This is a genomic window from Butyrivibrio sp. DSM 10294, from assembly GCF_028539135.1.
Classification (GTDB): Bacteria; Bacillota; Clostridia; order Lachnospirales; family Lachnospiraceae; genus Butyrivibrio.
This window is the reverse complement of record NZ_JANSWL010000056.1, coordinates 1-21,136: the sequence shown is the minus strand read 5'-3', so window position 1 is coordinate 21,136 and position 21,136 is coordinate 1. Positions and strand designations below refer to the sequence as shown.

Genomic DNA, 21,136 nt, shown 5'->3' with positions numbered 1-21,136 from the left:
TTCTCGCAATTCTACAAATATTCGGAAACCGCTAATTTACTGCGTAAATTGCTAATTCCTCATATTTGTTTGGGCCATAAAGTCAAAATGCTTAACATGCCAGCATGTACGCATTTATGACTTTTGGCACCTATATCATTAATATATCTAATTGATTATAAGTGAGCAATAGCTTACAATTAACAGGTCTGACAAGACAATTTCCATGAATTATGAAAGGAGACATTTGATGAAGGCAGAATTTTCACCTTATCTGAAAAGTATCGCTTCCGGCCTGAAAGAGCTCATAGCCGAGCTTTCGAAGCACTTTGACTATGTCAGCGTGCTCTCCACGGATTCCGTGGGCTTTTCCATGGCAGCTTCCCAGAAGGTTAAATCCATAACGGGCAACACACTGATGACTGAGAGAGGAAACGTTGTAAGAGTCTACAAAAATGGCCTCTACAGCGAGTATTCCTTTAACCTCTTTGATCCTGACAAGGCTCTGGAGACAGCGTCCAAGATTAGAAAAATCCTGGATGCACAGATTTCCGTTCTGGATGAGACCGGATCTTTAGTTTATTTTACAAAACAGCTTAAGGATGAGCCTCAGGAGCTCTTTGTGGAGATGGAGACAGACTCTCTTCCCGAGACCACTGATCTTGCTGCCCTTATGGACAAGCTCCAGGGCTTTAGCAACGAAGGCATCGCACTTTCCGAGGAGATCATCGACTGCAACGTAAGAGCTCAGTCCACCCACGTTTGTAAGATGTTTTTGACTAAGAACAAGGACCTTCGCCAGAGCTATGTATACTCCGAAGGCGGCATTTCCATGACCGGTGTTCGCGGTGAAAAAATGGACTATGCCCACAGCGGCGTATCTGACAGGGAAGGCCCCCACATTTTTGACACCCTTGGAGAGACTGTTAAAAAGACCTTCAAGGAGCTTAATGACAACTTGGGTTCAAAGCGCATCGAGCCCGGCGAGTACGATATCATCACCTCACCCGAGGTTTCCGGCCTTATCGCCCACGAAGCCTTCGGCCACGGCGTTGAGATGGATATGTTCGTAAAACAGCGTGCTCTCGGCGCTTCCTACATTGACAAGCGCGTTGGGTCCGATAAGGTTACCATGCACGAAGGTGCCAACTGCGTTAAGGATGTTGCCAGCTACGCTTTTGACGACGAGGGAACCCTGGCTGGAGACGTCATCGAGATTGACAAGGGAATACTTAAGACCGGTGTCTGCGACGCCCTCGCTGCTCTCCGTCTTGGCTGTGAGCCTACAGGTAACGGCAAACGTCAGAACTTCGAGCACAAGGCCTACACCAGAATGACCAACACCATGTTTGATCCCGGCGAGTACACCAAGGAAGAAATGATTGCCTCAGTGAAAAAAGGCTATCTTCTCTCCGGCATGTTCTCAGGAATGGAGGATCCCAAGCACTGGGGTATTCAGTGCATCATCGCAAGAGGCTACGAGATTGTTGACGGCAAGCTCACAGGCAAGGTCGTTTCACCCGTTGTCCTTACAGGCTATGTTCCGGATCTTCTCGGCTCGATTTCAATGGCCAGCACTGACTACGAGTCCTTTGGCTCAGGAGCCTGCGGCAAAGGCTACAAGGAATGGGTCAAGGTTTCCGACGGCGGCCCGTATCTCAAGGCAAGAGCAAGACTTGGTTAATTATCGGGAGGAAAAAAATGACAGACAAGATTATAGAATTATTGAAAGCCTCCGGCGCCACTGCCTATGAGGTTTCAGATACAGTTACAGAAGCCTGGGAGTTCTATTTTATAGGCCACAGGCTGGATCAGAACAGGATTAGAGACGTTGAGCACATAAACGTAACAGTGTACAAGGCTCTCGAAGATGGCAAGTTCCTTGGAAGCGCATCAGATGAGATTGCCCCTACCGCAACAGAGGCTGAAGCAAAGAAGATCATCGATGACCTTCTGCTTCGCGCTTCCTATGTTAAAAATGCATATTTTGAGCTCAACAAGGAAAATACCCAGGTTGAGAGCAAGGATTATGATGTAGAGAAAATGGCAAAGGACTATATCGAGGCCCTTCAGCAGATTCCTGAAACTTCCACAGAGGACATCAACTCCTACGAGATTTTCGCTGAAAAATGCACCAAGCGCTACGTCAACTCCGAGGGCATCGATGTGACTTTTGTCTATCCCAGCTCACAGGTTGAGGTGGTAGTCAATGCAAGAAACGATGACCACGAGATTGAGCTTTACCGCATGTATAAGGCAGGAAGCTGCGACAAGGACCACCTGGTAAAAGAGCTCACCGACACCCTCCGCTTTGGCAAGGACAGACTGAAGGCAACACCTACACCAGCCCTTAAGAAGGCAACTGTCCTGTTCTCAACTGAGGATGCGGCTTCTCTTTTCCAGTACTTTGGAGCAAAAATGATGGCCAGCATGAAATACCGCGGTCTCTCAAACTGGGAAATCGGCAAGGAAATCGCTGATGACGTAACCGGTGACAAGATAACCTTAAGAGCCCTGAAAGAGCTTCCCAACTCCTCTGCCAACAGGCCTGTAGACAGCCAGGGTGCTCCAGTTCACGATATGTACATTTTAAAGGATAATGTTCCCGAGAATTACTGGGGTGACGTTCAGTTCAGATATTATCTTGGAATCAAGGATTCCTTTATTGCAGGGAACTTCTCAGTAGACGGCGGAAGCAGCACTGAGGCTGAGCTTCGCAGCGGCACCTACCTTGAGCCCGTGGAATTCTCAGATTTCAGCGTTGATCCAATAACAGGTGATATTGCAGGTGAAATCCGTCTTGCGTACTATCATGATGGCGACAAGGTAACTCCCGTAACAGGCGGCTCCGTATCAGGAAGCCTTCCTGAGCTTCTCAAGAACATGAAGCTCTCCAAGGAGCAGAAACAGTATGACTGCAATCTCATTCCTTCTGTAATTAAGGTTGAGAATGTGACAATTGCAGGTGCGGAGTAAGCAGAAGTCAGTGGGAAGTCAGTGGGGACGGTTCTCTTTGGCTCATTTTCAAAGCAAATGAGTCAAAGAGAACCGTCCCCACTGACTTCCTTTTGCCATAAGATCCCCTAACTAACTCATATTTATGATCGGTCATATGTTGTATAGCCCAAACGCTCCAACTCAGCCTGAACTTTCAAAAACTCCCTTTTATTCTTATTCAAGAAAGGAAATGACGTCTTATTAAATACTACTCTCGTTCTTTCATCATCATAGAATAAAAAGAAAGACTCTTCCGCACATATATCTCTTTCTGCAACGCAAAAAGTGTCCGCAAGGATCAGATACTTACTATCTGCCCAGTTCTTTCTGCATTCTTCAAATAGAATCGTTTTTCCATCCTTGAAATGAATTCCGCTTTCGTCTATATACAAAATCTCTTTGTAGCTATATTCATTATGTCTATCCACAAGAGTTCTCCTTGCTACTTCCTCGCAATCACTAATATTTCTATCAAATTGATACTCTTTTTTTCAAATTGTTCATACATAAGAGATATCTGCCTTTCTATAATGCTTTTCTTTATTCTAGTTCTACCGATGTTCCCTCTTTACCTTGTAAAAACAAAGATAACAAGCCCTATGATAACTGCCAGAATTATTATGGCCGCTATTAACTGCCCTTTCCACTTATCGTGAGCGTCAGGGCTTTCCGGGTCAATCTTATTCATTCTATTACTAATTCTTTCAATTTCACTGTCCTTAAAATAATTCCTGGGTTCATGATTGTTTCGCATATTCGTTATACCTTCCCTAAAGATTCCTTCTTCCCAACTCTTTAGTTTTTATCATGATAGCATGATGGTAATGTCCTTCAATGCATATCTGCTGAAACATACAGAATTCACGTTGAAATGTCGTGATAAGATGTGACACTGGGACGGCTCTTTTGTCAGAACCGTCCCCACTGACTTCTAATTCATATATTTGCGAACGATACAATGCGGTGCTAAACCATGAATTCATTTTTTGATTTTTCAAGTGGTGCTTTTCTGTGAATTGGTGGTGCTCTGGTGCATGCAGGGTGGGATCATAGCCCGAAATATTCACTTTCAATATTCGCTCATTAATTCTCTATATTTCTCGTCAGGAATTACGCCGATAACATCTCCTATACTATCATACGAAATCTCTAATTTTGAAAGGAATGTTTTTATAAGTCCTTCGCTATCAAAAACAGCTTTTTTACTCTTCTTACACTTTTCTCCAATTACCCTGATCGAGTCTACGATGTTTTTTACAACCATAAGATACTGATGATTATAGTCTGACGAAACAAATTCAACGTAAGGAATTGGAAGACGTATGTCGGCGTATTTCTTTTGATAACTAATATATTTTCTTGGCTTTCCCCATCCCCTAATTAAATTCTCATCAGGATGGCAATTGACCACTATACATATACTCTCAATACTATCCGAAAATTGAGAAATCTTAAAATTTTCCTCGTCCACTTTTGCACTAATATCTCTAATGATTTCTGAAACCCTAAAAGCAGTTCCCCATATCTCACAACTTAGAATAAAAGCTCTCCCCATTTACTTTAACCCCTTAACTTTTCCTCACTTTTTCTAATTCTCTCTTGATTTTCTGTGCCGTTTCAATAAACTTCGCATGGCATACCTCTTCTCCAGAAGTCAATGTTCTTACCGAAAATCGGGCATTCACGATCCCCTTCATTTTTCATACTACCTTTTACTCCATTATTACTGTTTCATCTTTTGTAATAATACATCCATGCTTATAAACTCTTTTTCCTTTTCATAATCAAATTCCAATTCAACCACAATTCCATCAGACTCCCATGAATCAAAGCCGATGTAATACCCGGATTCATATTTGGAATCCAATATATCGTAGATGCTCACAAGATGCGGATCAAAACCTAAAGGATCTGATAAATCCCCCACCATAACGTCATAAGGATATGCCCACAAACAACCGTCATAAGCAACAAGATTGGTATTAGGGTCATAATGAATATCCATTATGATAAAGGACTCTCCAACATTCAGATTCATGTCGTTGGTCTGCCCTCTCGGGATATAATTGAATACCTCTAAAGTATCTACATCAATATAGCTGATGCCATATAGATCAATATGAAATGGGTAATATCTATGCCCATTACTATGATTTATAAAACGGGTAAATGGCCTGCACTGATCATCTACAGATACATACTCATATACAACTTCTTTGTTTTTTAACAGCTTGCACCTTAGGAATCTGGCATAAATCTCTCTTTCCGATTTGTGAATATACTTTTTTATGTGTAGTGAAAAGTCATCAGGAAGCTCTACAACTTCTTCCCCTGCAAAATACTTTTCATCCTCAACATAACTACTGTATCTGACCCGTTCATCATATTCTTCTGTTCCATACAAGTTGGTATAGTCAAAACGGCTATCATATGTCGTCATATTCCATTTTTTCCTTTTCTTTTTCCTAAATAAGCTCTTTTAGCCTTTCAAGCAGTCTTATACTCCCAATATATAGAATCCGTTATATTCCCGTGCTTTTTCAAGCCACTCTGTCAAATCCTCATATCCTTCCGGTCTGTTTTCATTAGCTCTTTCAATTATTCCCGGGATCTTTTCAGAATTGAAATATGTTGGTCCCCAGGTATCGAACAATGATTCCTTCATTCTTGCATTAATGCCAAGTCCCAAAATATCCTTATATTCGTTATAGAATTGATTCTGATAATCTCCATGTATATACAACGAATCATTTTGCCAAAATACGTTTTCATCTAGATCAAGAATATCCTTTGTTTCAGCATCCTTCGGCAGTTTACAAAAGCACAATTGAATGTAACACGAACCGCCGCACTCTCTTCTTTCATCCTGATTATCGAAGGTCATAAAAAGCCTATATTTTTCAAATAAGGGTAATCTCTTGTTCAGCCACTCAGCTAATCTGGGTATGTCCTCTATTGCCTTATCGCAATAGTACCTAAACTGCTCTTCCCCAAAATAATCCTTCTGAGATATACATTTCCTTTCGCCATTGTTATAGGTATCAATGTTCCATTCCTTTACAACCTCCAAGGATAATATGTACGTGGTGCGCCTATTTCCGGGATGTGCAAAAATCACTCATTTCATCCTCTTATTCCACCATTCCTGACGAAATGATATCTACATCAATATCGAGTTCCAAATCATTAACAGTTCTTATGAATTCTTTCGGAATCAGTGTACCAATCTGTGCGCTATCAGACCTTAGTTGAAGTGTTAAGCTTACTTCCTCATATTCTCTGATAATTCCCCTAATGCACTCTTGGTTCTGACAAAAAATACGCGCTGTCTTTTCAAAAGCATTTCTTTGCTCTTCATAACCGCTAAAAGAATTCTTGCAAATAAGCACATTTTTCTCAATTCCCGGTCTTATCGACGTCACCTTATAACCTTTTTCCAATGATTTAGTACTGTCAAACTCATTGGTAAAGGGTTTGCATAGTTTATCTGCATCATATACAGCAAAAACAATGTCCCCAGATACTTCCAACATTTCTGCTCCTTTTTCATTTCAACTCTGGCTATATTGGCACTTGTCACATACTTCCTTTGCAATCTCTAAATTGGGTACCCCGGCCAGTTCGCTAACAGCCTCTTTTTTAATATATCTGCCAAATACCATTTTACAGTCATAGCACAATCCGTCGTCAATGCTCTTGCCGAAAATTGGGCATTCACGATTCCCTTCATTTTTCATACTACCTTTTACTCCATTATTAACTTATTATTTTTTCACTATACAATTTCATATATTGTTGATTTTCAGCCCGTAACCACATCTATGTCATGTTATAGGCTGAAAATCAACAATCAAATAACGCTTCCATGGTTATCACATTAGTAAAAATCCCACTGTAAGCATTTTTCTTTAATCCATACGTCGTTACAAGTGTGTTCCTGACAACTTTTTTTCTGGATATCTTTTCCATTATAAGCCTGTCCCTAGTACGCATCTTCTCTTCATAGCTGCTATCAACAGAAAACTCACCACTATAAAACTTCAGCTCGCAAAGATTTACTACATTATCTGCACGATCTATCAGTAAATCGATCTGAGTTCCTTCTGAATCGTCGTTTTTCTCTTTTATCCACATGGACATGTTTGCCTCTACTCCATTAATTTCCAGAGCTTTCTTGATTTGTGGATAATGTCGATAGCATACATTTTCAAAAGCCAGGCCTCTCCAAGTATTTAAAGTGCTTGAATTTACATTGTATTGCCAAAAACTTTCTTTTTTCTTTTGACCTTTAATAAAATATAAATATGTCAGGCAATATGGATCAGACAATCTGTATTTTTCTTCCCGTTTACCATCTGAAAACGGAATATATTTTATTAAAAAGTTACTTTCTTCAAGTGCTGAAAGAATCTTGTTTAGTTCGCTACCTGAAATATCACTGAATTTTTCGGATATTTCACTTCTTGTATACCCAAGATTCCTTCCAAACAAAAACTCAACAATCTCTTTTGTCTTTGTAGGTTTATCAAATGCTGATGTAAAAAGATTTTCATATTCCCCTTTAAGCATAGGATTCTCATCAAACAGTATCCTATCGATATTCTGAGCCAGGCTCAATCTTCCGTCCATATAGCCCAGATAATAAGGAACACCACCAAATACCATATAGCTCTGTGTAATATCGTATCTGGAAAATTGGATATTCTGACTTAAGAAGTATTCTTCACACTCTTTCAGGGTAAATGGCGACAGTTTTATCTTATGGGTAATCCTGTTATAAAGACCACCTTTATTATTTATCAGCTTATTCTGAATCCATGAGTTAGCACTTCCACACACTATCAGCATGACATTTCCACGTTCATTACACCAACCATTGTAGAATTCTTCAAATGCTGTAATAAACCTGGATTTTTTGGTATCCATCCAGGGGAGTTCGTCAATAAAAACTACCTGCTTTGAACCATCATCTTTTTCTGTAAGCAGCTTCTTAAGCATAAAAAAGGCCTCAAGCCAGCTGGTTGGTCTTGCACCTTTTTTCATCCCATACATCTGCAGGGACAGATAAAAGCTTTCAAGTTGATCCTTTAAGGTTACTGCTTTTCCGCTTTCATTTACTGGTGATAGTCCTGTATGATGAAATGCATATCTTCCCTTAAAAGTATTATTTACAAGATATGTTTTTCCAACACGTCTTCTGCCGTATATCACCACTAAATCTGTCTGCTTTCTTTCATATATCCTATTCAGTTCTTCCTGCTCTTTTGTTCTTCCTATCATGCTAATTGTCCTATTTTTGTTTTTTTTATTATTACAGGACAATTATAACACATTTTTTGCATTATAATTGTCCTGTAAGCATATTTTTTTATAATTAGAGGACAATTATAACAAGTATACTACAACATATTTTCCATCTTACATAAAGCTGCCGCACCAAAGTACGACAGCCTCTTTAAGCTTCTAAATATTCCTAAAATGACAAAAGAACCGTCCCGATGTCATCCATTTAATACGATTGATATACCACAAACGTTACAGTAAAATATTAAAATGTTGAGAGCTGAATATTTTTGTTGGGAGAAAGAGATGTTAGTTTATAGTTATCTGACAATAATATAGATAACAAGCCCAATGAAAACAGCCAGTATTATGAGTTCTGCTATTATCTGGCGTTTCCACTTATCATGAGCATCAGGGCTTTCAGGGTCAATTCTCTCCATTCTATTAGAAATTCTTTCGATTTCACTGTCCTTAAAATAATTCCTGGGTTCATGATTTTTTGAACTCATATAGGTTATCCCTCCTCTAAATAATGCATATAGAGCTTGTTATCCAAATAGTTCTGAATATACTCGTCCGAAGCCATTCCAAAATCCTCTTCAAAAGATCCCAAGGATCCAATAATAGTATCTATGCCATATTCAGCAATTAGTTCTCCCGTAACAAGCCCCGCAGCCATATATGTCAGATTATTGCCAAGGAGATCCCCAGATCCTGCTACTCCCCCTTCTCGCGATTCCCTTACGCTTTTTGGGCCTGTCTTTTCCCTCTTGCCACTTCCAAAGTACATCAGATCTGCTAACCCCACTGCCATCTTCATGCCTGCTGGAAGGCCCAATAGCAATCTCAATATCCGAAAGAGGTACAATCTCTGACAGGTGTTTCCATGAATCCTTAACTTTATTAACCGACTCTTCACTAACATCATCAGCCAAAAGAGAAATACTTAACTCCTCTAGGAGCTCATCAGTCTCTGTACTGGCTTCAACAGTTTCAGATATTACTTCAGTGCTATCAGTTTTCGCTCCGCATCCAAGCATAAGTGTCATTGACAGTGAAACTGCGCAGCATTTACTAAAATTCTTTTTCCCAAATACTTTCATGCTTTCCCCAACCCTTTTGTTTTTTTCATGATAGCATGATGGTAATGTCCTTCAATGCATATCTGCTGAAATATACAAAAATTAGGTTGAAATGTCATGACACCAGGGTAACTACATATGTACAGAAAAAACAATATCTCTTGTCTGCTCGTACTCGACTGCGTCTAAATGCCGCAAGATCTTTTCGTCATCCGCACCGGCTTCTTCTAGTTCTACAGAAGCATGCCACCATAAAGGTCTGATGCATTTATAAAGTAAAGGCGCTGCTTTCTTTTCCAAGTCATTAAACGAATATACTTTCTTTACGATATCAAGTGCATGAAGAACACGCTTAAGAAAGTTATCATCCACATCTATGCTGCCGTAGGTATCATCAGTTGAGACATAGGGTGCCTGGCGGACCAGATAATTAATAAACACTTCCCTTCCGCCTATGTTGAAGTCATAAACTCCCTTAAACCTTCCATCCTCATCCAAAAGAACATTGGTATCGTTTATATCAGCCTGAAACACTGATGTCGGAAGCTGATGATATATCTTTTCAAGCTCTTTTCTTGCCTCAAGCCAGTTGTTCCATATCCGTTCTACCTGGCCTTTGTATTTATCCGGAAGGTTTTGGGCAATGGCTAGCCATTTTTCCGCATCTTCCGTTGTTTCGTCGCTTGTGTCACTTGGATCAAATGGCTCAAACATGCAATATGCCGATGGAAGATCCGTATAATCAAAATGGCATGCCGCAACTTTGGCATCCATTATCATGGCATCCTCAAAAAAAGAATACCATCCCTCCTCAACAAGTTTGGTATCCGAAAACTTATCTTTTATCAATTCTTCCGCAGATTTGTATTTGGAAAACTCTTCACCCCATACTCTGCAATTCTTGTCTTTATATACAACCGTTGGGTATGTGCCATCCAGCGCTCTGATAAACTGAGGGCAATAATAGCCAAGACCACGGTATTCTTTTGCAATCCGTTCCCACATAGCAAGATGTTTCTCATCTGTAAAACCGTTTGCAGAAAGCTTGATTACGATCCTCTTCTCCCCAAAATCCACAAGCAGTGTTTCTCTGAAATCCTCCTCCCCGTGACTGGTGTTTTTAATATCAACATTTACCGGAGTCTTTTCGGAGAAAAGACTGACTATATCATTTATGTCCATTCTTATATAAGTCCTTTCTTCACCTCATCTTTTTCCCTAATACTCTCCCAATACTTCTTTACTTCGGTAATTTTCTTGGCTCAATCACAAATTCTATGTGATGGCTGATTCCTAACATACTGCTTCCGACTCATATCCATAATCTTGAGAAAGAAGTATTCGTCGTCAGGATAGCCATAGCCGTGCCGGCGTAAGGTCTTTATCTTTTGGTTAATGCCTTCAATCTTACCGGCAGATATTCTATAAGTTGCATGTGCTATGATGCCCTCGAAATGGTCATCAAGCAGTTTACGAAACCAAAGCAGGTGCTTATTGCCGGTTGCTTCGCAGATGTCCATGATGTCGCTGATCGCATTGGACATCTTGATTTCGTCAGTCAGAGCATAGGCAGCAGACAGCTTTTCCTTGATCAGATCAAGTGTAAACAGAAGCTTGTTCTCACGAAGGAGATCGTCGTACTTTGCTTCATAACCGCTTTTGCGTTTGATATCCTCGGTTTTGAAGAGAGGACTTCCCTTATGAACAACACGTTCGTTTGCGGCATCTTCATCTTTCTTCTGAAGCGTGGAACGGTTAGACATAAGGATGTATCGGGTTCTCTTAAGAGCCCTGGCGGCATCGATATTGCCTTCCTCAAGTAGGCGCCGCTGCTCGTCTTTGCGGACCTCGCTGACCACTTTGTCATTGAAGTTCTTGACGATATGAAAGTAATCGAATACAGGCTGGATCCATTCGCATTTTTCTTCAAATGCCTCTTGGAAATCGGAGTTCATGTCACAGGCAACAGTTTCAACACCAGACATCCATTCCATGCCGACATGGTCAATGAAGTCGTAGACAACCTGCTTCTTCTTGCCGTTCTGGATCCACAGAACATGACCGGATTCGAGGTCTATGATATGCGTAGCATACCGGCGACCATTATGGAGTTTAAACTCATCAATGCCAAGGAACCTTGCCTGCTTTTCCGGCTTCCTGAGCTTGTTGTCACCATCTGTGGTGTAGATATCCCGGAGTCGTTTTTTATCGATCTCCTTGACGGTATTTTCACCGAGCCCGGTGATCTCTGCAACCTGCTTGTTCGTGTACGTGCCTATGGAAAGCAGATCGCAGGCGTACTGATGCAATTGCTCCGTAATAAGATGACCGGCTGCTTTAAATGAAATAAACTGGCTTTTGGTTGTACCACATTCCGGACAGCGGAGCTGATTATGAGGAAATATCAAACAACTCAGGTTTCCGCCAAGATGCAACTCAACCTTATAGGAAGATCCTTTTTTATGCAACTGTCAATGTACTATTCTTTCTTTCAGCCTGACTGAGTATTGAACCTGAGCGCGTTCTTAGGGCAAGCCTTAACGCACTCTCCACATCTGATGCACTCTGCACTGTTGGGACTCTTTACCGGATCAACATTCATCTTGCAGGTTCGGGCGCAGGTTCCGCAGTGTACACATGCATTTTCATCAAATGACATTTTCAGAAGGCTCACCTTCTGGAACAGGGAATAGAATGCTCCCAGGGGACATACATATTTGCAGAACGGTCTGTAAATAAAGATGGATGCAAGGATGCATCCGATGAGTATGAATACCTTCCACCTAAAGAGCGCTCCGATCGCCGCTTTCAATGAACTGTCCAAAAGTACCAGGGGCAGACCTGCCTCTAAAGTCCCGACAGGACAAATATACTTGCAAAAGAACGGATCTCCCGTCCCAAGTTCTGTCCTGTAGAAAAATGGAAGTCCAAAGACAAACAACAGCAGAAATACATATTTAAGGTATCTAAGCGCCTTGTCTGCCTTCTCAGGTATCCTTATTTTAGGCGTTGGGATCATGTAAAGAAGTTCTTCAATAAGTCCAAACAGACATAGCCATCCGCAGATGAACCTTCCCACCAAAAGCCCTATTGCAGCAAGATACCCGACTACATAAAAGGCGAATTTTCTTTTCCTGGCGTCAAAGACGGACTGCATGGCTCCGATCGGGCATGCTCCGAGAGCCCCGGGACACGAGTAGCAGTTCATCCCCGGAACACAGAAATTCTTGAGCGGTCCCTTATAGATAGACGCTGTAAGAAAGCCCTTGAAATGGGCATTCGAAAGGATTCCCCATCCTGCCTGAACACCTTTTCTTATTATTCTGTGTTTCTTTAAGCCACTGTCAGCCAATTCCGATACACTCCATGCAAATATTGGTTGCCTTTTTAGCTACGGTTTTCACTTCGCCTCTGCTGATCCCGAAAATGCAGGAAGCTATGGCAATCAAAAGGAGAATCAGCGTAACATAGGTCGGTGCAGTCTTTTTCATAATAACCTTCTTTATTCTTCTGAAAGATATCTGTTAATTACATCTTCCCATTCCACACTGGTCTTGCTTCCTATCTCAGGGCTGCCAAGAACGTTGCCCTCTGAGTCAAGAAAATATGTTGTCGGGACGTACTGAAGTCCGATATCCACCATGAGCTGCGCAGGAGCTACGAGAATCGGATATGTGATCCCTGTATCCTCTATGATAGCTCTTGCATCTTCAATAGTGCTCTCATCATAGTTTCCTTCCAGATCAGCAACATCAGTGGTAAGTCCCACAATCTCAAAGCCCTTATCCTTGTATCTTCTTTCAATTTCGCCAAGATCCGGCATCTCCGAAAGACAAGGTCCGCAGAATGTCCCCCAGAAATTGATCATGGTCACCTTGTTGTCTTTGATATAATCGGCCAGAGCCACGTCGTTAAGTTCCAGGTCCTTGACAGTATAGCCTGCTATAACATCCTCCGGCGAAAGAATCTCCGTGGTCTGGGCATTGGCTTGAGTCTCAGTCTTTTGAGTGGTCGCTGTCTGCTGATCCGCAGTTTGCTGTTCGCTCTTGCCACAGCCTGCCAGCATGCCGATTGAAAGTGTCGCTGTAAGTAACATTGCAGCTGTCTTCTTCATAAGTATTACCTCCATGTTCCGAGCCCGGCATCATCGTACTAACTAGACACTTTAAGTATAACATCTAATCCGATAATAAGTAAAAGCATGTCAAATGCCGCTGGGTCAGCGGCTGATGTATCACATAGAAAAAGTGATTGACCCATTTTCTTTACCACACTTTCCGAAAAAGGCTCATTACCATCCAGCGCAAGTAGCTTTTCAATACTATCAACGGCGCTCTGTCCCAAATCATCATATAAAGCTGGCTTAAAGTCTTCGTTTGCATGCCAAAACTTTATTTTCCCGGAAAGGCTATTGCTTGGATTCTTATCATACTCCCGAGCTAACGAATATGCTTCATCCACACAATTTCTCATATCTTCATACTCTTTAAGGCAGGACAGACACATAGCCTTAAGAATCAGAAGAGTAACTTTAACTTTGGATAAATAGCTTTTTTCCTCTTTGGAGATAGAATCAAAGAATTCCAGTCCCCACTGTATAAGATCATAAGCTTCCCTGAAGGCTTTGGGTCTGTCTGTAGCAATGAGCGCTCCTGTCATACTCGCTGAGTATTTGCCTATACGAGATTTCTTTGCTCTGTTCCATAAAAATGAAGCCTCCTATTCTGTTCTGTTGGCTTCATTTTATGTGAATTCTATATAAATAATAATACACTGGTTGTATAGTTTGGAAAACTAAATGTTTCCTAGTAGGAAATACGAGAATTCAAGACACGACGAAATTCTGATAACCATCGCCATATGAAACCACCTCTCCTATGATGATATAGACATTTATGCCAATCGAGCCTGACTCCTACTCGATTTCGCACACGAACATTCCGCATTTCATGCTCCATGTTCTTACGACCGGCAAATGAATTTGTATGCAAGCATCCATTCGCTTGCCGGTCTTGTGCTACAAAAAAATGCTGCCGTACCAAAGTACGACAGCCTCTTTGAGCTTCTAAATATTCCTAAGATGATAAAAGAACCGTCCCAATGTCATCTATACCTTTGTATTAACCCTCTAGGATGTTCAGCTCGTCGTCAATAGCTCTGGATACAAACTGGTTTATGGTGATTCCTTCATTGGCGGCATATAGTGCAATTTTCTTATGCTGTTCAGGCTTAATACGAACATTGAATGAGCCTTTAAACTCACGCTCAGGCTCCTTGCCTATCTCTTTACAGTAATCAAGGTAGTTATCTATACAATCATGCATTGACTGGGTAAGCTCTTTTACTGATTCTCCATGAAAGTTCAAAGAATCATTGATTCCAAGAACATGGCCGATAAAAATCTGATCTTCCTGGTCAAATTCTACTTTTGCATGATATCCATTATATTCCATCAGTGAACTTATCATTCTATCTCACCTACTTCCTTAAGAAATGCTATGACCATCTTTATGTGATATCTGTACAATTCATTACCTGGGTGTGGGCCGTCAAACTGAAGAATGCGTTTGGTTTCAACATGATAATAGCCTATTCCTGATCCTCTTCCGCCCTCGAACTTTTCACAACCACATAGCTTCATAAGCGCATCCAGTTCTCTGATTGTAAAACTTGTCGGTGCGGGCTTTGACAGTAATTATTCTAATAATTTTGACTTCTTTGGCATAACGGCTTCCTTGCAACTATTTTCTAGTTACAATATAGCATTTTGTATCTCACCAGTCAATTGGGCTTGCAGATATTTATAATTTCTAATTGTTTTTTCAAACTATATGAACTATATGCCAGATCACCGAATTAGAAAAGCAAAATGTAATATAAAGCTCGTAGAACTGCTTCATTCTGCATAAACCTCTGCGATTAAATCCTTTAATTTCAGGTAATCGATCCTCTTATCTGTTCTGCATGCTCATTTTCTATTGTTTTTGAACCTCTCTACTTATAATATGATTGATATACCACAAACGTTACAGTAAAATATAAAAGTGTCAACACTGTTGACGATTTATATATTTACGCGCAATCCCTCTTCTCGTTATAGTACTTGGCCTGGGCGTTCCAGAGTTCATAGTATTTTCCGGCAGTATCCTGCAAAAGTTCCTCATGAGTTCCCTTCTGAATAACAGTTCCCTCATGGAACACTGCGATCTCGTCGCAGAACTTACAGGAGGAAAGTCTGTGGCTAATGTAGACGGCAGTCTTATCCCCAACTATATCATTGAACTTTTCGTAGATCTCTGCTTCCGCAATAGGGTCAAGAGCCGCAGTGGGCTCATCAAGAATAATGAAAGGAGCATCCTTGTAAAGAGCCCTTGCAATGGCGATCTTCTGAGCTTCGCCGCCGGATATCTCAACGCCCTCTTTGTCGATATTTTTATAGAGCCAGGTCTTAAGACCCTTGGTCATCTTGGTCTCATCAAGTTCAAAGCCCGCGTCCTTAAGGCATGACGTCACTCTTTCCTCATCAGGATTCATGCTGCCTGCCACATTCTCATCAAGGGGTCTGGAGAAAAGATTGAAATCCTGGAATACCACGGAGAAAATGTCCATATACTCATCATAGCGATATTTCTTGATGTTGATGCCATTAAGCAGGATTTCGCCCTCCGTGGGATCATAGAGCCTGCAAAGGAGCTTGATAAAAGTAGTCTTTCCGCTTCCGTTCATGCCCACAACAGCAAGCTTTTCTCCAACCTTGAACTTCATGTTCACATGGCGAAGGCTATAACGCTCGCTTTCAGGATATTTGAAGGAAACATCCCTGAACTCAACCTCGTACTTCCTGTCCACTCTCTTTTCCGTGGTAAGGCTTCCCTGGTACATCTTGTTTGGTATATCCATAAACTCGAACACCGTATCAAGATACCCTGCATTGGTGCGCATCATTGTTACTGCGGCAAAAAAGTCCTTGATTCCCATAAAGGTATTGGTAGCAGCGCCTATATACTGGGTAACTGCACCGATTCCAAAGGCTCCCGCCCATGCTTTCAGGCAGACAAAAAGATATATGATTCCTGTGAGAACCATGGAGATCGCCCCTTCCAGGAATCTCCATCTTGCAGAAAATTTAGTATCTCTACTTAGACTAAAATACTTATCATAATAGTATTCTGCAATTTTTTCCTGACCATATAGCCTCATATCTGCTGCTCTTTTATCATCTTCGCTCAAAAAGCAATAATAGGAAAAAGCTCTGTTTCCAAGGATTATCTTTTCCCCAAGATCAGCCCAATACTTGTCTGCCTTAGCACCAAACGCGGGTGACAAAATAGAAATCAATAGCATAAATCCTAAAATCAGCAATATAAAGGCCTTATGATTAAGAACTTCAAATTCATGACCAGACGGAACCAACTTTGTAAACAGCGAAGCCCCAAGGGCAATTCCCGTGATTATCCTAAGGAATGCGGTTATGCTCTTATCATATATATCTACTGTACGCATAAGCCCCCAATTGGCCCAGTTTGCTGCATGTTCCATCTTTGCAGCGAGTCTAATTGCGTACTTACTGTCTACATCAGGAAAATCCAGAATTTTCATCTTATCCGCCATTATTCGCATCTGATCAGCCCATAGTCCGTCATTGTATATATCACATCTTCGTACAAGCATTCCCTTTACAAGGCTAATCACTGCATCCACCGCAAGAATTACAAGAGTTAATGCAAAGAGTCTTCCGGGATTTCTCTCTCCTGCAAGCTCCTCTATAAGCATCGCGGCAATAAAAATATTCACGTATGGACCAAGGGCCTCTAATACACACTTTGACGTAGAGTAGAAGAAAAACATCGGTTCATGTTGTGTCATTATTTTTAGCCCTCTGATGTTTTTGGAAACATCATCAAATAACTTCAGGAATTTCGTTTTCATACTCGTACTCACCCCCTTCCTTGTAATATCTGCTCTGCACCTCAAATAAATGTGCATAGTCCCCGCCTTGACTTATAAGCTCATAATGAGTTCCTTCTTCTTTAACCCTGCCATTTTCCAATAGAAGTATCCTGTTACAAAACCTTGTGGATGCCAGCCTGTGGGATATAAAAATGCTTGTCTTTCCCTTAGTCATTTCATTATATTTCATGTATATGTCATTTTCTGCGATTGGATCCAGGGCTGCGGTAGGTTCATCAAGAACAAGCACAGGTCCATTTTTATACAACGCTCTGGCTAGAATAAGTCGTTGTGTTTCTCCTCCGGATAACACAACACCATTATCAAAGACCTGCCTACCGATTATTGTATCTGCTCCCTCTGGAAGCGAATCCACTTTATCTGTTAATCCTGCCTGTTCAAGACAATATCTGACTTTTTTCTCATCATATCCGTCAATCGTCTGTGAAACATTCTGAAAAACTGTACTCTCAAGTACAGAAAAATCTTGAAATACTGCAGAAAATAACCTGTAATAGTCATTTCTGTTATATTTCCTGATGTCCTCGCCATTAAGGCAAACCTCGCCTTCCGTAGGATCAAGAAGACCTGTAATCAGTCGTACAAGAGTTGTCTTTCCTGCGCCGTTAAGTCCAACTATTGCAACATTCTCTCCCGGTTCCAATGTAAGATTCATATTGCTTATGATATCCTTTTCTGATCCCGGATAACGGTAGCTGACATTCTTAAGTTCTATTTTGATCTTAGAATTTTCATTAAGGTTCAGCGCTTCTCCATCATCAAATTTATAGGGCTCAGGCCATTCCAGGAATTCCCGAAGCATTGACAGGCCTATACTTTTTTTATGTAGTTCCAAAAAACTGCGAAGAAGCCCCGTTATCCATGCTGTAAACCCACTGATTGCACCCAGATATAGAAGAAATACTGCTGCAGAAAGGTCCGTCTTAAGCAGCAATCTAATAAGATATGCATAGGCTATTCCATTTCTTAAAAGAGTAGCTATAAGGCCTACTACGTTTGCAAGAAATAGCTTTCTTTCCTTTTTAATTTTCAATGAACGTATTGATCTATACACGATATCACGCACGTCGCACAGCCATTCGTGAATACCAAAAATCCTAAGGTCTTTTGCAAATTGCCTATTAATTAATCTTCCGTAGAGATAAAATGATTCCTTCTGATACCTGCTTATCTCATCCTTGTAGTAGTACTCCGCTTCTCCGATTTTTTTATTTATCAGGAATTCAATAACAGTAAGAACTGTTGTCACAAGGACCAGTAACGGATTAAGTGAAGAAACGATAATCAGATAAATGATCAGCCCCAAAACATTGTTGAGTATATCCGCAAGAACCCTCCACACAGCCTGGGTCGAAGAATTATCAGACATAACTTCCCTCTCCGCGGTGCTCCCCAAATTCTGAAATTTTTCATCACAGAAATTGCAATATGATGTATTAGCTCTTTTCGAAGCTAAATCCATTAACATTTCTACTCTAAGAATAGGCCATGAAACAATAGCTTTTTCCCTGAAATATCCTTTAAAACCAACCAAGATAAATAGCAATAAAGTAAAAAGCCCTACTGCTCCGACAAGTTCCCAAATTGAGGAATGCAGTTCTACACGACTTAGTATCACAGGTGTAACCAGCATCTGGGTTGTAGTTAAAGTAGTATCAGTAAGGGCTATCAGCAGGCACAATAAGATTATGTCCTTATTAGTTCCCCAAGCCCTCTTTAGCATATATGCAGTCATCTGCCACATATTGTATTTAGCTTTTCTTTTTTCCATACCAATATTCCTTCCAAACACGTATTACCTAGGTGATATCATCCTATCACAGAAAAACATCCCCGATCATTTCGGGGATGAATTGTAATATTCCGGGGATGAATTGCAGAGTATGCCATCCAAGGTTATTGTTCTTAACCCTGTGGCAATAGAATCTCGGTGGTAAAAGCCCCGTCCTCGCTGTTTCTTGAAAGGAACCCTCCAAGCCTATCAACGATGGCATCCATTCTTACAAGTCCAAAGCCATGGCCTTCGCCCTTGGTGGTGCTAAATATCTTGCCCTGCTTCTTGAGCTTTTTTCCCGCAGTGAAATTGGTAAAGGATATGTAGAGCTGAGCTCCCTTCATATCCATGTAAACTCTTATTATGCGCTCCTTTGGAGGCAGCTCCATGCTGGCCTCAATGGCGTTGTCAAAAAGGTTGCCGATTATACAGCACAGGTCAAGCTCAGAGATATTGAGCTTAACTGGAATATGGGCATCTGCCTCCACATGTATATCCCTAGACTGTGCAAGGGATATCTTGCTGTTAAGGATGGCATCAGCCATGGCGTTTCCGGTTTTGATCACTGTATCCACCGTATTAAGGTCCGTATCCAGCTCATCCAGATACTTGGAAATCCCCTGCAGATCTCCCTCTGCAGCCAGAACTTTCATCATCTGTATATGATTTTTGTAATCATGTCGCCAGCCACGCATCTTTTTATACATATTTTCAACTTCCTGATAGTGTGTCTCTATCAGCTCACGCTGATACGCATCGATCCTGCTGTCTATCTTCTTGTTAAAAAAACTCATCTTCTGCCTCGTTAATTCATGGAGATAATAGCCCTGTTTACCTTTTCGTATGCTCCTCTTGGAAGCGGAATGTTTGCTCCGTCCTTAAGTATAATGTCCGTCTTTGTAACCCTGGTAATACAGGATAGATTCACAATTGCTGACCTTCCCACTCTGAAAAAGCGTTCATCCAGTTCTTTTTCAATGTCTCCAAGAGTCTTCTTGATGGTGTATTCCCTGTCTGCATGTATGGTTATATAGTTCGCCCTTACATCAATGTATCTTATCTGATAAACCGGGACAATGGCCATTCCATCAGATGTTTCAACCGCTATAGTCTTTTCATTCTGGGATACTTTCTGAGTCGCCCTGTCAAGAACAGCAAAGAGCTTTTCTTCCTTCACAGGCTTCATCAGATAGTGCAAGGCCTCCACTTCATAACCTTCTGCAATATAATCGGAATAGCCTGTAATAAACACAATCTGGATACGGCTGTTTTCCGCACGAAGCTTCTTGGCCATGGTGACACCATCCATTTTCCCCATTTCCACATCAAGAAGGATAATGTCGTAATCCTTGCAGTCTTCATACCGGAACATAAACTCTTCAGCAGAGGAAAAAAGAGTTGTCTCCGCTGCAAGGCTTCCATCGCTGCCACTTATCCACTTCTGAACCAGATTTTCTATATATTCTCTGTCTTTTTCGCTGTCATCGCAGATAGCGATCTTGTACTTATCTTTTGTAGCCATTTATATTATTACTCCGCATTTTCAATCCATTCGCTAACCAAATATAGTGGAACATTGACCAGCCAGTCCTGTTCTCTATAATTTCTGCAAATACAGTTTACATTTTTTATGGCGAAAAACACAACTTATTTTACATTTTTACAAGGGAACATTTGGGGCATTTTACAAAAATGTTGACGAACATGACTTATAATCCGCGGGTTTTCCAGCTCCTTTATTCTATCAATATGTTGATAATCATATGAAACACATGTGAATTCTCCCTTTAATATGCCTTTTGGAATAAAAAACGAGCTAACAAAGGCTATCCTATGGTATATAAGCATACTAATACAGTAAAAAAGGAAGTATCAGTATGCCTATCAGGAGGAATTTATATGAATCAACAGTAACGTCCTTATAATGGTGTAAATTGAATATTGTATTATAAAAGCCACTGGCTCTTACCTTTAGGTATAATAGAATCACCACAACCCTAAATAATACCGGAGGTAGAACACAATGGCTCAACTCAATATTACTTTAAAT

At 40.9% G+C, this 21,136-nt stretch carries 25 protein-coding genes; 2 read left to right on the top strand and 23 right to left on the bottom strand.

The genetic code is table 11. The features are described 5' to 3' along the window. The first annotated feature begins 229 nt into the window (after nt 1–229). A complete protein-coding gene (locus NXH67_RS04690) occupies nt 230–1,663 on the top strand; it encodes a TldD/PmbA family protein (protein WP_272796600.1) in 1,434 nt (477 codons plus the stop codon). A gap of 17 nt (nt 1,664–1,680) precedes the next feature. Continuing rightward, complete coding sequence (locus tag NXH67_RS04685) at nt 1,681–2,955, top strand: metallopeptidase TldD-related protein (protein WP_272796599.1); 1,275 nt, start codon at nt 1,681–1,683, stop codon at nt 2,953–2,955. Nucleotides 2,956–3,077: 122 nt separating this feature from the next. Here the strand turns inward: NXH67_RS04685 and NXH67_RS04680 are convergent, their stop codons facing one another. From NXH67_RS04680 to NXH67_RS04570, 23 genes are all read right to left on the bottom strand, one after another. Further along, on the bottom strand, nt 3,078–3,404 hold the full coding sequence (locus tag NXH67_RS04680; protein ID WP_272796598.1) for a hypothetical protein: 327 nt from the start codon (nt 3,402–3,404) through the stop codon (nt 3,078–3,080). A gap of 140 nt (nt 3,405–3,544) precedes the next feature. After that, complete coding sequence (locus NXH67_RS04675; RefSeq protein WP_272796597.1) at nt 3,545–3,730, bottom strand: hypothetical protein; 186 nt, start codon at nt 3,728–3,730, stop codon at nt 3,545–3,547. A 315-nt stretch (nt 3,731–4,045) separates the two neighbouring features. After that, the gene (locus NXH67_RS04670) at nt 4,046–4,531 is read right to left on the bottom strand and encodes an Imm44 family immunity protein (RefSeq protein ID WP_022779985.1); all 486 of its coding nucleotides are present in this window, start codon (nt 4,529–4,531) and stop codon (nt 4,046–4,048) included. Nucleotides 4,532–4,699: 168 nt separating this feature from the next. Then, entirely contained in the window at nt 4,700–5,416 is a 717-nt protein-coding gene (locus NXH67_RS04665; RefSeq protein WP_272796596.1) for a hypothetical protein, read from the bottom strand. Between the two features lie 57 nt (nt 5,417–5,473). After that, nucleotides 5,474–6,094: a hypothetical protein gene (locus NXH67_RS04660; protein WP_272796595.1), complete on the bottom strand. Its 621-nt coding sequence runs from the start codon at nt 6,092–6,094 to the stop codon at nt 5,474–5,476. 13 nt (nt 6,095–6,107) lie between these two features. Then, nucleotides 6,108–6,509 carry a hypothetical protein gene (locus NXH67_RS04655; protein ID WP_272796594.1) on the bottom strand — a complete coding sequence of 134 codons (402 nt, stop codon included), beginning with the start codon at nt 6,507–6,509 and terminating at the stop codon, nt 6,108–6,110. 18 nt (nt 6,510–6,527) lie between these two features. Beyond that, entirely contained in the window at nt 6,528–6,713 is a 186-nt protein-coding gene (locus NXH67_RS04650) for a hypothetical protein (protein ID WP_272796593.1), read from the bottom strand. 106 nt (nt 6,714–6,819) lie between these two features. Further along, complete coding sequence (locus tag NXH67_RS04645; RefSeq protein WP_022779978.1) at nt 6,820–8,256, bottom strand: AAA family ATPase; 1,437 nt, start codon at nt 8,254–8,256, stop codon at nt 6,820–6,822. A gap of 323 nt (nt 8,257–8,579) precedes the next feature. After that, nucleotides 8,580–8,768 (bottom strand): hypothetical protein, encoded by a 189-nt coding sequence (locus tag NXH67_RS04640; protein WP_272796592.1) that lies wholly within the window; start codon nt 8,766–8,768, stop codon nt 8,580–8,582. Nucleotides 8,769–8,773: 5 nt separating this feature from the next. After that, nucleotides 8,774–8,938: a hypothetical protein gene (locus tag NXH67_RS04635; RefSeq protein ID WP_272796591.1), complete on the bottom strand. Its 165-nt coding sequence runs from the start codon at nt 8,936–8,938 to the stop codon at nt 8,774–8,776. Between the two features lie 10 nt (nt 8,939–8,948). Continuing rightward, nucleotides 8,949–9,362, bottom strand: coding sequence for a hypothetical protein (locus NXH67_RS04630; protein WP_272796590.1), 414 nt, complete (start codon nt 9,360–9,362; stop codon nt 8,949–8,951). 111 nt (nt 9,363–9,473) lie between these two features. Next, a complete protein-coding gene (locus NXH67_RS04625; RefSeq protein ID WP_272796589.1) occupies nt 9,474–10,523 on the bottom strand; it encodes a hypothetical protein in 1,050 nt (349 codons plus the stop codon). 80 nt (nt 10,524–10,603) lie between these two features. After that, nucleotides 10,604–11,749 (bottom strand): ISL3 family transposase, encoded by a 1,146-nt coding sequence (locus NXH67_RS04620; protein WP_272796603.1) that lies wholly within the window; start codon nt 11,747–11,749, stop codon nt 10,604–10,606. 83 nt (nt 11,750–11,832) lie between these two features. Beyond that, complete coding sequence (locus NXH67_RS04615; protein ID WP_272796588.1) at nt 11,833–12,693, bottom strand: 4Fe-4S binding protein; 861 nt, start codon at nt 12,691–12,693, stop codon at nt 11,833–11,835. Continuing rightward, the gene (locus tag NXH67_RS04610) at nt 12,686–12,832 is read right to left on the bottom strand and encodes a CD1871A family CXXC motif-containing protein (protein WP_272796587.1); all 147 of its coding nucleotides are present in this window, start codon (nt 12,830–12,832) and stop codon (nt 12,686–12,688) included. Before NXH67_RS04610 ends, NXH67_RS04615 begins: the two co-directional genes overlap by 8 nt. A gap of 11 nt (nt 12,833–12,843) precedes the next feature. Further along, complete coding sequence (locus NXH67_RS04605) at nt 12,844–13,455, bottom strand: TlpA disulfide reductase family protein (protein WP_272796586.1); 612 nt, start codon at nt 13,453–13,455, stop codon at nt 12,844–12,846. Between the two features lie 38 nt (nt 13,456–13,493). Further along, on the bottom strand, nt 13,494–14,000 hold the full coding sequence (locus NXH67_RS04600) for a hypothetical protein (RefSeq protein WP_272796585.1): 507 nt from the start codon (nt 13,998–14,000) through the stop codon (nt 13,494–13,496). A 461-nt stretch (nt 14,001–14,461) separates the two neighbouring features. Further along, nucleotides 14,462–14,809 (bottom strand): type II toxin-antitoxin system HicB family antitoxin, encoded by a 348-nt coding sequence (locus NXH67_RS04595; RefSeq protein WP_022780102.1) that lies wholly within the window; start codon nt 14,807–14,809, stop codon nt 14,462–14,464. Continuing rightward, nucleotides 14,806–14,994 carry a type II toxin-antitoxin system HicA family toxin gene (locus tag NXH67_RS04590; RefSeq protein ID WP_272796602.1) on the bottom strand — a complete coding sequence of 63 codons (189 nt, stop codon included), beginning with the start codon at nt 14,992–14,994 and terminating at the stop codon, nt 14,806–14,808. Before NXH67_RS04590 ends, NXH67_RS04595 begins: the two co-directional genes overlap by 4 nt. Nucleotides 14,995–15,413: 419 nt before the next feature. After that, nucleotides 15,414–17,135 (bottom strand): ABC transporter ATP-binding protein, encoded by a 1,722-nt coding sequence (locus NXH67_RS04585; protein ID WP_272796584.1) that lies wholly within the window; start codon nt 17,133–17,135, stop codon nt 15,414–15,416. A 106-nt stretch (nt 17,136–17,241) separates the two neighbouring features. Next, complete coding sequence (locus NXH67_RS04580; RefSeq protein ID WP_272796583.1) at nt 17,242–19,083, bottom strand: ABC transporter ATP-binding protein; 1,842 nt, start codon at nt 19,081–19,083, stop codon at nt 17,242–17,244. A 134-nt stretch (nt 19,084–19,217) separates the two neighbouring features. Beyond that, nucleotides 19,218–19,880: a sensor histidine kinase gene (locus NXH67_RS04575; protein WP_272796581.1), complete on the bottom strand. Its 663-nt coding sequence runs from the start codon at nt 19,878–19,880 to the stop codon at nt 19,218–19,220. A gap of 11 nt (nt 19,881–19,891) precedes the next feature. Then, nucleotides 19,892–20,608: a LytR/AlgR family response regulator transcription factor gene (locus NXH67_RS04570; protein ID WP_272796578.1), complete on the bottom strand. Its 717-nt coding sequence runs from the start codon at nt 20,606–20,608 to the stop codon at nt 19,892–19,894. Between the last annotated feature and the right edge of the window lie 528 nt (nt 20,609–21,136).

Excerpts from the sequence above, each read along its gene's own strand:
- NXH67_RS04595 (WP_022780102.1), bottom strand. The coding sequence starts at position 14,809 with ATGATAAGTTCACTGATGGAATATAATGGATATCATGCAAAAGTAGAA.
- NXH67_RS04655 (WP_272796594.1), bottom strand. The coding sequence starts at position 6,509 with ATGTTGGAAGTATCTGGGGACATTGTTTTTGCTGTATATGATGCAGAT.
- NXH67_RS04675 (WP_272796597.1), bottom strand. The coding sequence starts at position 3,730 with ATGCGAAACAATCATGAACCCAGGAATTATTTTAAGGACAGTGAAATT.
- NXH67_RS04670 (WP_022779985.1), bottom strand. The coding sequence starts at position 4,531 with ATGGGGAGAGCTTTTATTCTAAGTTGTGAGATATGGGGAACTGCTTTT.
- NXH67_RS04570 (WP_272796578.1), bottom strand. The coding sequence starts at position 20,608 with ATGGCTACAAAAGATAAGTACAAGATCGCTATCTGCGATGACAGCGAA.
- NXH67_RS04645 (WP_022779978.1), bottom strand. The coding sequence starts at position 8,256 with ATGATAGGAAGAACAAAAGAGCAGGAAGAACTGAATAGGATATATGAA.
- NXH67_RS04625 (WP_272796589.1), bottom strand. The coding sequence starts at position 10,523 with ATGGACATAAATGATATAGTCAGTCTTTTCTCCGAAAAGACTCCGGTA.
- NXH67_RS04685 (WP_272796599.1), top strand. The coding sequence starts at position 1,681 with ATGACAGACAAGATTATAGAATTATTGAAAGCCTCCGGCGCCACTGCC.
- NXH67_RS04690 (WP_272796600.1), top strand. The coding sequence starts at position 230 with ATGAAGGCAGAATTTTCACCTTATCTGAAAAGTATCGCTTCCGGCCTG.
- NXH67_RS04665 (WP_272796596.1), bottom strand. The coding sequence starts at position 5,416 with ATGACGACATATGATAGCCGTTTTGACTATACCAACTTGTATGGAACA.
- NXH67_RS04640 (WP_272796592.1), bottom strand. The coding sequence starts at position 8,768 with ATGAGTTCAAAAAATCATGAACCCAGGAATTATTTTAAGGACAGTGAA.
- NXH67_RS04600 (WP_272796585.1), bottom strand. The coding sequence starts at position 14,000 with ATGACAGGAGCGCTCATTGCTACAGACAGACCCAAAGCCTTCAGGGAA.
- NXH67_RS04605 (WP_272796586.1), bottom strand. The coding sequence starts at position 13,455 with ATGAAGAAGACAGCTGCAATGTTACTTACAGCGACACTTTCAATCGGC.
- NXH67_RS04650 (WP_272796593.1), bottom strand. The coding sequence starts at position 6,713 with ATGAAAAATGAAGGGAATCGTGAATGCCCAATTTTCGGCAAGAGCATT.
- NXH67_RS04630 (WP_272796590.1), bottom strand. The coding sequence starts at position 9,362 with ATGAAAGTATTTGGGAAAAAGAATTTTAGTAAATGCTGCGCAGTTTCA.
- NXH67_RS04610 (WP_272796587.1), bottom strand. The coding sequence starts at position 12,832 with ATGAAAAAGACTGCACCGACCTATGTTACGCTGATTCTCCTTTTGATT.
- NXH67_RS04580 (WP_272796583.1), bottom strand. The coding sequence starts at position 19,083 with ATGGAAAAAAGAAAAGCTAAATACAATATGTGGCAGATGACTGCATAT.
- NXH67_RS04575 (WP_272796581.1), bottom strand. The coding sequence starts at position 19,880 with ATGAGTTTTTTTAACAAGAAGATAGACAGCAGGATCGATGCGTATCAG.
- NXH67_RS04635 (WP_272796591.1), bottom strand. The coding sequence starts at position 8,938 with ATGGCTGCGGGGCTTGTTACGGGAGAACTAATTGCTGAATATGGCATA.